This window comes from Tardiphaga sp., assembly GCF_044340795.1.
Classification (GTDB): domain Bacteria; phylum Pseudomonadota; class Alphaproteobacteria; order Rhizobiales; family Xanthobacteraceae; genus Tardiphaga.
On record NZ_JBIISY010000056.1, the window covers coordinates 17,559 to 30,345 of the forward strand.

Consider the following 12,787-nt stretch of genomic DNA (forward strand, 5'->3'; position numbering starts at 1 on the left):
AGAAATGAATCAAGAGCCAGCGTCGGAACTGTCCCCGAGCTGGTCCATGCGTGCCATTTGGCGCACCACCGCCCCGATAAAACCAGCCCGGGCATCAGAATGCCTCTGCCCGCGCGGCTCCAGCACGTTGCGGAGCAGGAACCGGCCGGTGATGTCGAAACCGTCCTGCAGGTCGCGATCGGACAGGCCATGATCCGCGACATAGGTCTCGCGCATGAATGGCGGCAGCGGCATCAGCTTGTCGCGCCACGGCTCACCCGCGATGCGCGAGACGGCGTTGCCGGATTTCGGTGACACATAGATCAGGTCGGTGGTTGCCCCCGTCGCGGCGCAATTCTCCAGGTCCAGGCCGACGCCGAGTTCGGCGAGCATGGCGAGTTCGAACCTGATCGTATGGATCGCGGCGACGGCCGGATGATCGAAGTCGTCGAGAATGGCTTCGAGCATGGCAAAGATGTCGTCATGCGGATCACGCTCCGGCAGCAGCCGCGCGATCGAGGCCAGATGGGTCACGCCATAGGCGGCATGGGATGCGCCGAGCAGTGTTGCCGCGCGGAGCTTGGTGCCATCGATCAGGTAATAGCCGAGCTGCTCGTCGAGACGCGCGCGCCAGATCGCCTGCACGCTGTTGCCGGGCTGCAGGACCGGGCGCATCCGCGACCCCGCCCCGCCGCGCACGAGGCCGAGATGGCGACCATGACTGCGCGTCATCAGCTCGACGATGGCGCCGGATTCGCCATGTCGCCGCACGCCGAGGATGATGCCTTCGTCGGTCCATTCCATGGGGAGAGTATAGGTCGTAGGATGGGTAGAGCGAAGCGAAACCCATCATCCTGTCGGTGCCGCAAGCTCCGCCGATGGGTTTCGCTCCAGCGCTTCGCGCCTCCGCTCTACCCATCCTACGGCCTAGGCATTGAACCATTCCCGTGCATCGCCGGTGAAGGCATAATACAGGCCCAGCGCCGTCAAGACGCACGACACGATCTCGATCGCATTGTCGAATTGCAATCCATAGACGCCGAGCACCTGGACCAGCGACAGCACCGACAGGCTCAGCGACATCACCAGCACCCAGCGCGGCCAGCTCTTGCGGCGATAGGCGGCGAGCCAGACCAGATAGACGAACAACAGCAGCATGCAGGCGGCGACGAAGGTCGCGGCCGCGATCGTGCTTTCGGACAACCGCAGATCCGGCGTGCGATCCTGGAACGCGATCGAGATGCAGTCGAGGATCAGCGACGCGTAGAGCAGGATCTCGAAATAGAAGACGTTCTTGGGAAGATCGGCAGGAACGGTCACGGCTGCACTCACACGTTCATTCCTGCGGGAATTCGAGGCCCATTTCGCGGTAGCGATTGGGATCTTCACCCCAGTTCTCGCGCACCTTCACGAACAGGAACAGATGCACGGGCACGCCGACGATTTCGGTGATCTCGCGGCGCGCATCGGCGCCGATGGACTTGATGGTGGCGCCGCCCTTGCCGAGCACGATCTTGCGCTGGCTCTCGCGCTCGACAAAGATCGTCTGCTCGATGCGCACGGAATTGTCCTTGCGCTCCTGCCAGCTGTCGGTTTCCACCGTCGACTGATAGGGCAGCTCCTGATGCAACTGGCGGAAGATCTTTTCGCGGGTGATCTCCGCCGCCAGATGCCGCAGCGGCGCGTCCGACATCTGGTCTTCGGGATAGTGATACGGACCTTCCGGCACATCGGCGGCAAGCCGGCGGCGCAGATCGTCGACACCGTCGCCGGTCATCGCCGAGATCATGAATGTCTCGTCGAATGTGAGGCGCGCATTTGCATCGGTCGCCAGTTTCAGCAGCCGTTCCTTGGCGACGATATCGACCTTGTTGATGACGAGAATCTTTGGGTGATTGACCTTGGAGAGCTGGTCGAAGATCGCCTCGGCTTCTTCGTTGATGCCGGCCTTGGCGTCGAGCAGCACGCAGACGAGATCCGCGTCATGGGCGCCGCTCCAGGCCGTCTTCACCATCGCGCGGTCGAGCCGACGCTTCGGCGCGAAGATGCCGGGGGTATCGACCAGGATAATCTGCGCATGATCCTCGATGACGATGCCGCGGATCAGCGCCCGCGTGGTCTGCACCTTGCGCGAGACGATGGTGACCTTGGAGCCGACCAGCGCATTGACCAGCGTGGACTTGCCGACATTGGGCGCACCGATCAGCGCAACGAAGCCGCAGCGTGTCTCCTGCGGGGCGCCTTCGGTCTTGTGGTCAACGTCGTCGTTCAAGTCATCATCCTTCAAGATTTCACGCCTTCACGCGCTAGCATGGCTGTCGCTGCGGCTTTCTCGGCGGCGCGCTTGCTGCCGCCCTCGCCTTCAGCGGATGCAAGCCCAATCACATCCACCGCGATTTTGAAATGCGGATCGTGATGCGGACCGGAACGGCTGACCTCACGATAGGCCGGCGTCGGCAGGCCCCTGCCCTGCGCCCATTCCTGCAACACAGTCTTCGGATCGCGTAGCGGCCGCACCGGCTTGCGCATGCGCTCCGTCCAGTTGCGCTGCACGAAAGCTTCCGCGGCGGGATAGCCGCCATCAAGGAAGATGGCGCCGATCACGGCTTCACAGATGTCCCCGAGTACCGACTTGCGCAAGCGCTGACCGACGCCGGCACCGACCGAACCGAGCTTGATACCGTCCTGGAAACCGAGCACCCGCGCGACATCGGCACAGGCTTCCTTGCGCACGAGATCGGCCAGCCGCTTCGACAGTTCGCCTTCGTCGCCATTCGGGAAGGCGCGATACAGCATGTCGGAGATCACGAGGCCGAGCACGTGGTCGCCGAGAAATTCGAGTCGCTGATAGCTCTCGGTGCGGCTGCGCTGCGACTTCAGCGCCGAGACATGCGTGAACGCCGTCTCAAGGAGTTGCGGATCCTTGAACGCATGACCGATCCGTGTCTCGATTTCGGCGGCGGCAGCCTTGGCCTCGGCGCGCGCGCGCTTCTTGCGCTGGGCCGCGGTCTCCTTCGGCGCCTCAGGCACCGGGCTGTGATCGTCGGAATTCGGCGCTGCCGCGGTCTCGATGGTTTTGGTGTGATCGTCCGTCATCGCACGATGGAGAAAATACGGCTCCAGCGCACGGCCGTCGGCCAGCGCCAGATCTGCCAGGCCTGCTCGCCTTCGGCGATCGAGAAGAAGATCATCTGCGCGCGGCCGATCAGGTTTTCGGACGGCACGTAGCCTACCGCCGACTGCACGCGGCTGTCGGTGGAATTGTCGCGGTTGTCGCCCATCATGAAGAAGTGGCCGGCAGGCACCTTGTATTCGATGGTGTTGTCGTAGAAGCCGTTATCGACGCAATCCAGCGTTTCGTAGCTCACGCCGTCTGGCAGCGTTTCCTTCCAGCGCTTCACCCGCGCGGTGGCATCGGAACCGCACGGATCCTCACCGACGAAATCGCTCAGGCGCTCGCGCTGCACCGGCTTGCCGTTGATGTAGAGGAGCCCCTCCTTCATCTGCACGGTGTCACCGGGCATGCCGATCACGCGCTTGATGTAGTCGGTGGTGTCGTCCTTGGGCAGGCGGAACACGACCACATCGCCGCGGGCGGGGTCGGATCCGAAGATGCGGCCGGAAAAGATGTTGGGCGACAGCGGGATCGAATAATGGCTGTAGCCATAGGAATATTTGGACACGAACAGGTAATCGCCGACCAGCAGCGTGGCCTTCATCGAGCCCGACGGGATGTTGAAGGGCTGGAACAGGAAGGTCCGGATCACCAGCGCGATGAGCAGCGCATTGATGACGACGCGGACGGTCTCACCGAAGCCGCTTTCAGTCTTGGTCCCCGAAGTCACGCTCATCGCTTTCCCGATTCCCGCGCCATGGGGCGCAGATGGCCTCTGCATGACGCGCCAAGGCTTTGGCCCGGCAGGCAAAATGCATCAATTTCAATTGGTTACAACAAAGTCCTGCCAAGGCTTTTTGAAGGCGAGAGCAAGAATTTGCGGCGGATCGATCCGCCCGCAGGTTTAAACGGTTGTCGGTAGAGGTGCAATGAATTGCCCTGCGGCGAGACGGTAAGGTGATCTATTCCGCGGCCTGCTTCGCCTGGACCTGCTGGGCGGCCTTACGGATCCGGTCGAGAGCGGCGGTATCGCGATCCATCAGGACGCGCGCGAACAGGTAAAACAGCCCGAAACAAATGAACGGCCACAGCAAGCCGAGTATCTGAACATTGGTCATTCCTGGATCCTTCCGAGGACTGCCCTGCCAACCAAATGTATGCCTGCGCTGAATGAGATGCAAACGATCCCGCCGGTTAGGATCGCGACCAGGTGGGTGCCGGCCGGCATGACCCCATAAAAGAAAGCCAAACCCGGGCCGATGACACCCGCGGATAGAAACGCAGCAGCTGCCGTATTGGTCAAATTGGCCAGCAGTTTGATCCGCTCATTTGCGACCGTTTTGGTTTCCATCATCGCCCCGATCCCCAGGAGCCATGATTGCACGCCCAGGCTGCGGACGTAAATACCACCCGCTAGGACCTAGCCACCGCCGAGATGATGACGAACGCCTGCGCCAAGGGCCAGTCGTCGGTGATGGACAGGTCGATCTGGGCCACGTGCCCCGGCGGGGTCAGCTTCTCCAGCCGCGCCAGAGCGCCGCCGGTGAGCTTCATCGACGGCTTGCCGCCCGGCAGGTTGATCACCCCCATGTCACGCCACCAGACACCCTGGCGGATGCCGGTGCCCAGCGCCTTGGACATCGCCTCCTTGGCGGCAAAACGCTTGGCATAGGTGGCGACCACCATCTTCTCGCTCTTGGCGCGACGCTGGGCGCGGGCGCGCTCGGCATCGGTGAAGACGCGCTCCAGGAACCGGTCGCCATGGCGCTCGATCACCTTGGCGACACGGGTGATGTCGATGAGATCGGAACCGATGCCGATGATCATGCGCTGCCCCGCTTGGCGACGCCCTTGTCCATGGCCGCGCGCATCCGTTTCACGGTCTCCGCGAGGCCGACGAACAGGGACTCGCCTATCATGTAGTAGCCGATATTGAGCTCCATGATTTCGGGTAGCGCGGAAATCGTCTCGGCCGTTGCGTAATCGAGGCCATGGCCGGCATGGACTTCGAGGCCCATGGATTTTGCGAGTTTGGCGCCGGCTTTGATGCGCTGCCATTCGGCGTCGGCTTTGATCAGTTCGCCATCGGTGATGGCATCGCACCAGGCGCCGGTGTGGATCTCGATCACCGGCGCTTTCAGTTTGGCGGCCATTTCGATCTGCTTCGGGTCCGCCGCAATGAAGAGCGAGACGCGGACGCCGGCATCGTTGAAGCGCGCGATGGTCGGCTCCAGCGACTCGCGCTGGCCGACCACATCGAGGCCGCCTTCGGTGGTGAGTTCTTCGCGCCGCTCCGGCACCAGGCACACCGCATGCGGCTGCACGCCGAGCGCGATCCGCACCATGTCCGGCGTCGCTGCCATCTCGAAATTCAGCGGTTTTGAAATCTCGGCTTTCAGCCGCTCCATGTCGGCATCGCGGATATGGCGACGATCCTCGCGCAGATGGGCGGTGATGCCGTCGGCGCCGGCGGCGATGGCTTCGAGTGCCGCGCGCACGGGATCCGGATGCTTGCCACCGCGCGCATTACGCAGGGTTGCGACGTGATCGATATTGACGCCAAGGCGGAGAGACGAGGACGGCATGGTGGGCTTTCGCAAGCGGGTGTCGAGAAAGCTGTTCTAGCAACACGGCGCAGACATGGCGAGGTATTGGCGGCCATGCAAGGCCGTAGGGCGGATGAGCCAACGGGTCGCGCGAAGCGCGCCCGATGATAAACTCCGCGTCATCCGCCAGCCGATTTCACTGCTGAAGCTCCGCGGCGGATTACGGCTGCGCCTCATCCGCCCGACGGCGGCAGCTCACAGCAGCCCCAATTCGCGCAGCTCGCGGCGCATCGGCTCGGGCATCGCCTCGATGCTGGCGGCGGCCTTGCCGAGATCGGGCGGCGCATCCTTGTCGGTGAGATAGCGCCAGCCCTGAAACGGGCGCAGCGGTCGCGGCGCAACCGTCACCGGCTTCGGCTCCATGATCAGGCGGCACCGATTGATCCCCTCGCCGTCACGAAACGGCTCGATGGCCAGAATTCGCTCGCGCAGCGCGATCTCGCCACGGATCACCCAATAAAGCGAACCGCCGTCGAGCAGTTCGGCGTCACGCTTCGGCACCATACGGGTGACATGGATGTGCTGCTGCTTCTCGCCGCGCGCCTTGGCGGCGCGCATGCGCTCGCTCAGATAGCTTTTGAAATCGGCGATGGATTCACAGCCGACAGCGAGTTTGACGAGGTGCAAGGGCATACGCGTGAGATCGGTACCGACAGGCGGCGTTACAAGGATTTATCCACCGCTCAGTTATCCGCCCGCCCCGCCGCCGGTGCAAGCTGGACAGGCGCTGCCGGAGCAGTCGCCTGTGGACGGGGCGCTTCCCGGGCCGCCTCTTTCGGCGCCGCCTGCTTCTTCGGTGCCGGGCGCGGCGCAGCCTTGGCATCCGCAGCAGGAGCCCTTACCGGCGTGTCGGTCATGATCGAGATCGGCGGGATCGAGGACGACGACGGGAATTCCGCATTGGTCGGCTTGCCGGTCGGAAGCGACGGCGGCAGGCCCGAAAGCGATGCGACGCCCGGAACCGCCGACGGTGCAGCGAGGGCCGGCGGCGCGTTCCATGCCGGCGCGTAGCGGGTCAGCAGGCCTTCATAGAAGCGCTCGCCCATGTTGGATGCGATCTGCTTGTGATCGGTGACGGACGCATAGGCCGCGCAGCTGTCCGGCATGCAGCGGTCGCGCACCTGCAGCACATAGGCGAACAGGCCGTAACGATCGCGCTCCACCGCGCGGCGCAGCAATGCCAGTTCCGGGGTAATCGCCTTGTCTGCAGTTGCCACGTCGCCAAGGGCACGCAGGCGATCCAGCAGTGCAGCGGAGTTCGACACGGCCGCAGCAACGGATTCCGGCGTAGCGAAAAGCGACTTCTCGCAGGCTGCGAGCACCATGTCGCCGGCGAGTTCATCGAGGCAGGACAGCGCGGGCAAACCATTCGCCAGCTGCGCATTCGTGGCCGCTGGCGGCACAATCTTCTCCGCCGTTTCCGGTGGGCGTACCGTCGCTGCCGCGGCAACGCCGATGGCGAGCAACGTGATGACCGCGAGTGCACCATTCGCCACCGACTTTTCGGCGCGCAGCAGCGTCACCAGCACGATCAGCGCGACGACCACCGCCGCGGCGAAAGCGAGCCACATGGGCCACGTAGCCGAGCGCCAGAGATGATCGAGCGAGTTCGCCCAGGCCGCGTTCATTCAGAAAGTCCCCAAAGATTTAGGCATCGGCATATTCAAGCAGATGCAGGTGCCATGCACCCGCAATATGCTGTTGTTATGGCGACGAAATCCACGAGGGCAAGAGCGGATCGCAGCGTGGCGATCACTCTTCCTCGAAGCGCGGAATCAGGAGGGTTTCGGCGAGCCCCTCCTCGGTCCACTGCCGGAACGCCGGATCGGCCTGCATGGTGTCCATGTAAGCGCGCGCTGCGGGTGAAACCTCGATGGCGTAGCTGCGGAAGCGGTGCACCACCGGCGCATACATCGCATCGGCTCCGCTGAAGGCGCCGAACAGATACGGGCCTGTCGCGCCGTAGCGCTTGCGGCAGTCTGACCAGATCTCGTCGATACGCGCGACATTGGCCCTTGCGTCGTCGGACAACACCTTCGCCTTCACCGGACGATGCAGGTTCATGCCGCATTCGTTGCGTAGCGGCATGAAGCCGGAATGCATTTCGGCTGAAACCGAGCGCGCATGGGCGCGTTGCGCCACCTCCTGCGGCCACAACTTCGCTTCGGGGAAACGCTCGGCGGCATATTCGATGATGGCGAGGGAATCCCACACGGTGACATCGCCATCCACCAGTGCCGGCACCTTGCCGGACGGCGTGACATCGAGGATGCGCTGCTTGTCGGCCGGTCCGGTATAGAGCGGGATCACGACTTCCTCGAAAGGGATGCCGGCGCCTTTCAGGGCAACCCACGGGCGCATCGACCACGACGAATAGTTCTTGTTACCGATCACCAGTTTCAAAGCCATCACCCGCTCCTTGCAAGGCGTGCAAAATGCCATGCAAGGGGCAGCGCTGCAATCAAGTTGGGCAAGACCGACCGTTGCCGCCCGTGTGGCGAAGTGGCAGAACCGCAGCCTGAGACAATGGGTGCTGCATGCCGAACTATACCTGGATCGACGCTTTTGCGCTGGGCTTCTTCATTCTCGAATGGGCCGCCTATGCGATCACGCTCGAGCACAGCAAATATGGCCGCAACAGCCTGTCGGCGCGCATGCATGCCTATCGCGAGGTGTGGATGCGCCGGATGCTGGCGCGCGAGGCGCGGATCGTCGACACGCACATCCTGACCTCGCTGCAGAACGGCACCGCCTGGTTTGCCTCCACCACGCTGATCGCCATCGGCGGCGCACTGGCGCTACTGCGTGCCACCAATGAAGTGATGCCGATCATGGCCAATCTGCCGATCGGTTTCAATTCCTCGGCGGGGCTGTGGGAGATCAAATGCTTCGGCCTGATCCTGATCTTCGTCTATGCCTTTTTCAAATTCGCCTGGGCCTATCGGCTGTTCAACTATGTCGCGATCCTGTTCGGAGCGATGCCCTTCGCCGCGGACCGCCACACGCCGGAAGCAGAAGCGCATGTGGTGCGCACCACGCAGATGTTCGGCGCCGCCGCGCGCCACTTCAACCGTGGCCAGCGCGCCTTCTTCTTCGCGCTCGGCTATCTCGGCTGGTTCGTGAGCCCGTGGGTGTTCATCGTCTCTACCGCAGCCGTGGTGATCGTGACCTGGCGGCGGCAATTCGCATCGAACGCCTGGCGTGCCATGGGCGAGGACATCGAGACCGTGAAGAGGACGCTGGCGGAAGAACGGGCTAACTTCCGAAATCATTCGGCGTGAACGGCAGGTCGAGCACTTTCCACTCGTTGTATTTGTCCGCCGGCAGCATCGAATAGGGCTGGCAGGCCTCCAGCGCATGTTTGGCGGCCTGTAGCAGCAAGGCGGCCTTGGCGGGCCGGCGCACCTCGATCACGGTCGGCTCGGTGACAAGACGACCATCCGGCGACAGCTGCGCACGCAGCTTCACCATGGCGTCGTCGTTGCGCGCCACCTCGGCCGGCAGTTTCAGGCAGGTCTTGAGGTGGCGATGAAACGCCGCAATGTCCGTTTTGCTGACATTGGCCTCCTCGCTGGCGGGAGCGCCGCCGAAGCCTGGAAGCCCGAGCATGACCCCGTATTTCACCGTGATGTCCGGATCGGGCTGTGGCGGCACCTGCTCTGCGGCGGGCGGCGGTGATTGCGGAGCCGGCGCCGGTTGCAAGGCTGCCTGCTGCTGCTGCTGCTGCGCCGCCGGCGGTGGTGTGGCAGAGGACGGTGGCTGGACCTGCTGTTGCGGCGGCGACTGGGGCGTCTGCGCGGGCGGTTGTTGCGGAGGCGGCTGCTGCGGCGGCGCCGAGGCGGTCTTCTGCGGCTGCGCAGCCTTTTCGGGTTCGGATTTCTGCGGCGAGGATTGCGGCTTGGTCGCTGCGGCAGCGGATGTCTGCTGCTCGTCCAGCGTCGGCCGTGTGGTCAGGTCGGGCAGACGGAATTCAGGCTTTTCCGGTTCCGGCTTCTTCTCCGACTCGGGCTCGGGCTTGGTCTCCTCGGCTTTCTTTTCAGCCTCGGCGAGTTCCTGAGGCGTGACCAGATCGACGCTGACATTGTCCTCGTGCGGCGGCATCGGCTTGGCATTGGCAAAATAGACGCCCGCGGCCAGGGCCAGATGGCCGAGCACCGAGGCGGCGATCGCAGCGCGAATGAGGTGCCGAGGTTCCATGGACATTGAGGACGGGTCTGTACGCAAGTAGTGCGATATTAGCGCCGCCGTACGGCCTGCGCCATGTCTGCCATGTCACAGCTTGCGTCCGGTTGTTCGATCGGTCATGGCAAGGCATGGCCAAATCCGAATCCAAAGCCCCGAAGAAATCACCCGCCGCGCCCCCCAAGGCAGCGAAGCCAAAGCCACAGCCTCTCGACGAGCGCATCCTGGCCATTCTCGGCCGCGATCCGACCAAGAGCCTGAGCGCGCCCGAGATCGCCCATCTGATCGAGCCCGAAGGCGACTGGCACGCGCAACTGACACCGATCCGTCGCGCCGCGGTGAAGCTTATGCTGGACGGCCGGCTGGTGATCTATCGCAAAGGCAAGCCGGTGGAAGATCCCGAAGATTTTCGCGGCGTGTATCGGCTGGGACTGCCGAAGGACGACGCTGAATAGGTCGTTACGGCTTCTTCGGCCCCGGCAGCAATTCGCTGGTGCGGCCGGCGAGCCGGTAGCTGACCAGTCCAACCCATTCATGCATCGCGATATCGGCGCGGGCGAGACCGGCGCTGACCGTGTCGAAGGTCTCGCTGGCATCGATCCAGCCGCGGGTGCGCCAGTCCACCGGATAGGCTTCGACATCGAAGCCCGCCTTGCGGAAGACGCCGATCGAGCGTGGCATGTGCCAGGCGGAGGTCACGAGAAGCCAGCGTTCGCCGGGCTTCGGCGCCACGAGGCGCATGGTGAGGCTGGCATTTTCCTCGGTGGTACGGCTATCGTTCTCCAGCACGATGCGCTCGGGCGCCACACCGAACCGCCGCAATACATCGCCGGCCGCTGGCGCTTCGGACAATGTCGCTTCGATCAGGCTGGCTGCGCCGCCGGTGAAGACGATCTTCGCCTCCGGATAGCGACGCGCCAGTTCGAGCATCGCCGTGACGCGTTCAGCCGCCGCATTGACCTCCAGCGAATTGCGCGCCGCGGTGGAATCTGAATCGATGGCGCCGCCGAGCACGACGATCCCATCCGGCGCACGACCGCCATCCTGCCATTGCGGAAAGCGTTCGGTAAGCGACAGCAGCAGCACATTGCTCAGTGGCGAATAGCCGAGCACCAGCAGCAACAGGATGCCGAAACTGACCAGCCATGTGCCGATCCGGTGCCGGTTGAACAACACCAGTGCGAGACCGATCACGCAGATCGCAGCAATGAAGTTGGACGGCTGGGTGAAGAAGCCGAGAATCTTCGAGGCATAGAAGAACATGATTGATCCATTGGCGGGCGCAAGGTCTTGGAATGGCCGATCGCGTCTGCGGGATCAATGAGGCAAATGCGCGTTCGCCGCCGATGTCAGTCCCATTTGGGCGCAAAGCCGTAATCCGTCAGACGCCCGTCGGAACGGCTGAGCGCGGCGACGGCAGCCATTTCGTTTTCCGTCAGATCAAAGTCGAACACCTCGATATTTTCCGACAGGCGCTCGACCTTGGAGGTCCGGGGGATCGCGACCGCGCCCTGCTGCACCAGCCAGCGCAAGCAGACCTGCGCCGCGCTCTTGCCATGCACGCGGCCGATAGCGGCCAGCACCTCATCGCCCCGCACACGGCCTTTTGCGATCGGACTATAGGCAACCAGTGCGAGACCATTGTCGGCGCAGGCGCCGCGCACTTTCGATTGATCGAGATAGGGATGATACTCGACCTGATCACAGACCAGCGGTTCCGGACATGCCGCGACCGCCTGCTCGATCAGCGCCACGGTGAAATTCGACACGCCGATATGCCGCGTCAGGCCCATGCGCTTGGCATGGGCAAGTGCGCCGAGCGTTTCGTCCAGAGGCACATGCGAACTTGGCCAATGCAACAGCAGCAGATCCACTTCGGTCATGCGCAGCCGCGTCAGGCTTTCCTTCACCGAGCGTTCGAGGGTGTTGGGTGCAAAATGCGTGGTCCAGATCTTCGTGGTGACAAAAATCTCGCCGCGAGGGATATGGGATGCGCGTACCCCCTCGCCGACGTCACGCTCGTTTTCGTAGACCTGTGCGGTGTCGATATGGCGATAACCGAGCTTGATCGCCTGCTCGATCACCCGCGCGCAGGTACGGCCGCGTAACTCCCACGTGCCGAGCCCGATCGCCGGAATGCGAGCGCCATTTGCTTCCACGAACTGCATGCTGCCTTCCTCTCGAAGGAGACAAACTATGCGCCGCGGGCTTGTCCGGCACCGTTCAAGCCAGTGCCCGCAAACGTTTTCGTTCAGGCTTCCACGGGCGCCAATGCGGCGAACACCGTCTCGGGCGCATGAGCGATCACGGCCAGCAGCGCGCGCGCCGGGCCGCGCGGCGAGCGCTTGCCCTGCTCCCAATTGCGGATGGTCTCGACGGGCACGCCGAGGCGCGCGGCAAATTCGATCTGGGTCAGCTGCGCGCGACGGCGCAGGTCGCGCACTTCCGGCTCGCTGGCACGGGGTTCGACATGATCGGGAGCGACAGGCATTGCCGGCGCCAGGGGCACCTCGTCCCCGTCGCGCAATTCCACGATCCGTCCGTCAGCCTTCAATCGCAAGCGCATGTTCGACCTCTTCGCCAGTGCGATGGTCGGGCAATACCGTTAAGGAGCGATGAAGAGCGAACTACTTCAGCCCGAACCAAAGCGTCGCGATGCCGAGGAAGGCGAAGAAGCCAACGACGTCGGTGACCGTGGTCACGAAAGTGCCCGACGCCACCGCGGGATCGGCCTTCACGCGGTCCAGCGCCATCGGGATGAGGATGCCGCCCAGCGCGCCGGCCACAAGATTGGTGATCATCGCGAGCGCAATGACGATGCCGAGGCCGGGTGTCTTGAACCACAGATAGGCGGCGATGCCGGTAATCAGCGCGAAGGCGACACCGTTCATCAGGCCGACCATGG

19 protein-coding genes are annotated in these 12,787 nt (G+C 63.6%); 2 read left to right on the forward strand and 17 right to left on the reverse strand.

Annotation, left to right across the window (positions count from 1 at the left end):
• Positions 1-9 precede the first annotated feature (9 nt).
• From recO to ACIQ17_RS11875, 12 genes are all read right to left on the reverse strand, one after another.
• Positions 10-783 (reverse strand): DNA repair protein RecO, encoded by a 774-nt coding sequence (gene recO, locus ACIQ17_RS11820; RefSeq protein WP_398468696.1) that lies wholly within the window; start codon positions 781-783, stop codon positions 10-12.
• A 123-nt stretch (positions 784-906) separates the two neighbouring features.
• Complete coding sequence (locus ACIQ17_RS11825; RefSeq protein WP_398468699.1) at positions 907-1,311, reverse strand: hypothetical protein; 405 nt, start codon at positions 1,309-1,311, stop codon at positions 907-909.
• Between the two features lie 4 nt (positions 1,312-1,315).
• Positions 1,316-2,251, reverse strand: coding sequence for a GTPase Era (gene era / locus ACIQ17_RS11830; RefSeq protein WP_398468701.1), 936 nt, complete (start codon positions 2,249-2,251; stop codon positions 1,316-1,318).
• An 11-nt stretch (positions 2,252-2,262) separates the two neighbouring features.
• Positions 2,263-3,075, reverse strand: coding sequence for a ribonuclease III (rnc, locus tag ACIQ17_RS11835; protein WP_398468703.1), 813 nt, complete (start codon positions 3,073-3,075; stop codon positions 2,263-2,265).
• Entirely contained in the window at positions 3,072-3,830 is a 759-nt protein-coding gene (lepB, locus tag ACIQ17_RS11840) for a signal peptidase I (RefSeq protein ID WP_398468705.1), read from the reverse strand. The genes rnc and lepB overlap by 4 nt, the downstream gene beginning before the upstream one ends.
• A gap of 226 nt (positions 3,831-4,056) precedes the next feature.
• On the reverse strand, positions 4,057-4,212 hold the full coding sequence (locus tag ACIQ17_RS11845) for a hypothetical protein (protein ID WP_398468707.1): 156 nt from the start codon (positions 4,210-4,212) through the stop codon (positions 4,057-4,059).
• Entirely contained in the window at positions 4,209-4,448 is a 240-nt protein-coding gene (locus tag ACIQ17_RS11850; RefSeq protein WP_398468709.1) for a hypothetical protein, read from the reverse strand. The genes ACIQ17_RS11845 and ACIQ17_RS11850 overlap by 4 nt, the downstream gene beginning before the upstream one ends.
• Positions 4,449-4,507: 59 nt before the next feature.
• Positions 4,508-4,921: a holo-ACP synthase gene (gene acpS, locus ACIQ17_RS11855; RefSeq protein ID WP_398468711.1), complete on the reverse strand. Its 414-nt coding sequence runs from the start codon at positions 4,919-4,921 to the stop codon at positions 4,508-4,510.
• Entirely contained in the window at positions 4,918-5,679 is a 762-nt protein-coding gene (locus ACIQ17_RS11860) for a pyridoxine 5'-phosphate synthase (RefSeq protein ID WP_398468713.1), read from the reverse strand. Before ACIQ17_RS11860 ends, acpS begins: the two co-directional genes overlap by 4 nt.
• 216 nt (positions 5,680-5,895) lie before the next feature.
• Complete coding sequence (locus ACIQ17_RS11865) at positions 5,896-6,333, reverse strand: DUF1489 family protein (protein ID WP_398468715.1); 438 nt, start codon at positions 6,331-6,333, stop codon at positions 5,896-5,898.
• A gap of 50 nt (positions 6,334-6,383) precedes the next feature.
• Positions 6,384-7,328: a hypothetical protein gene (locus ACIQ17_RS11870; protein ID WP_398468717.1), complete on the reverse strand. Its 945-nt coding sequence runs from the start codon at positions 7,326-7,328 to the stop codon at positions 6,384-6,386.
• Positions 7,329-7,452: 124 nt separating this feature from the next.
• Positions 7,453-8,109, reverse strand: a complete 657-nt coding sequence (locus ACIQ17_RS11875; protein ID WP_398468719.1) for a glutathione S-transferase family protein — start codon at positions 8,107-8,109, stop codon at positions 7,453-7,455.
• A 128-nt stretch (positions 8,110-8,237) separates the two neighbouring features.
• Here ACIQ17_RS11875 and ACIQ17_RS11880 point away from each other — a divergent pair, with 128 nt between their 5' ends.
• The gene (locus tag ACIQ17_RS11880) at positions 8,238-8,981 is read left to right on the forward strand and encodes a DUF599 domain-containing protein (protein ID WP_398468721.1); all 744 of its coding nucleotides are present in this window, start codon (positions 8,238-8,240) and stop codon (positions 8,979-8,981) included.
• Here the strand turns inward: ACIQ17_RS11880 and ACIQ17_RS11885 are convergent.
• Positions 8,956-9,903 carry a hypothetical protein gene (locus ACIQ17_RS11885; RefSeq protein WP_398468723.1) on the reverse strand — a complete coding sequence of 316 codons (948 nt, stop codon included), beginning with the start codon at positions 9,901-9,903 and terminating at the stop codon, positions 8,956-8,958. The two genes, ACIQ17_RS11880 and ACIQ17_RS11885, sit on opposite strands and share 26 nt — an antisense overlap.
• 110 nt (positions 9,904-10,013) lie before the next feature.
• Between ACIQ17_RS11885 and ACIQ17_RS11890 the strand changes: the two genes are divergently transcribed.
• Complete coding sequence (locus ACIQ17_RS11890) at positions 10,014-10,337, forward strand: DUF3253 domain-containing protein (RefSeq protein WP_398468725.1); 324 nt, start codon at positions 10,014-10,016, stop codon at positions 10,335-10,337.
• Positions 10,338-10,341: 4 nt separating this feature from the next.
• Here the strand turns inward: ACIQ17_RS11890 and ACIQ17_RS11895 are convergent, their stop codons facing one another.
• The 4 genes from ACIQ17_RS11895 to ACIQ17_RS11910 all read right to left on the reverse strand — a co-directional run.
• Positions 10,342-11,145, reverse strand: a complete 804-nt coding sequence (locus ACIQ17_RS11895; protein ID WP_398468727.1) for a YdcF family protein — start codon at positions 11,143-11,145, stop codon at positions 10,342-10,344.
• 86 nt (positions 11,146-11,231) lie between these two features.
• Positions 11,232-12,050 (reverse strand): aldo/keto reductase, encoded by an 819-nt coding sequence (locus tag ACIQ17_RS11900; protein ID WP_398468729.1) that lies wholly within the window; start codon positions 12,048-12,050, stop codon positions 11,232-11,234.
• Positions 12,051-12,133: 83 nt separating this feature from the next.
• Entirely contained in the window at positions 12,134-12,448 is a 315-nt protein-coding gene (locus ACIQ17_RS11905; RefSeq protein ID WP_398468731.1) for a helix-turn-helix domain-containing protein, read from the reverse strand.
• 61 nt (positions 12,449-12,509) lie between these two features.
• On the reverse strand, positions 12,510-12,787 hold a 278-nt coding region (locus ACIQ17_RS11910; RefSeq protein ID WP_398468733.1), incomplete at its 5' end, for a magnesium transporter.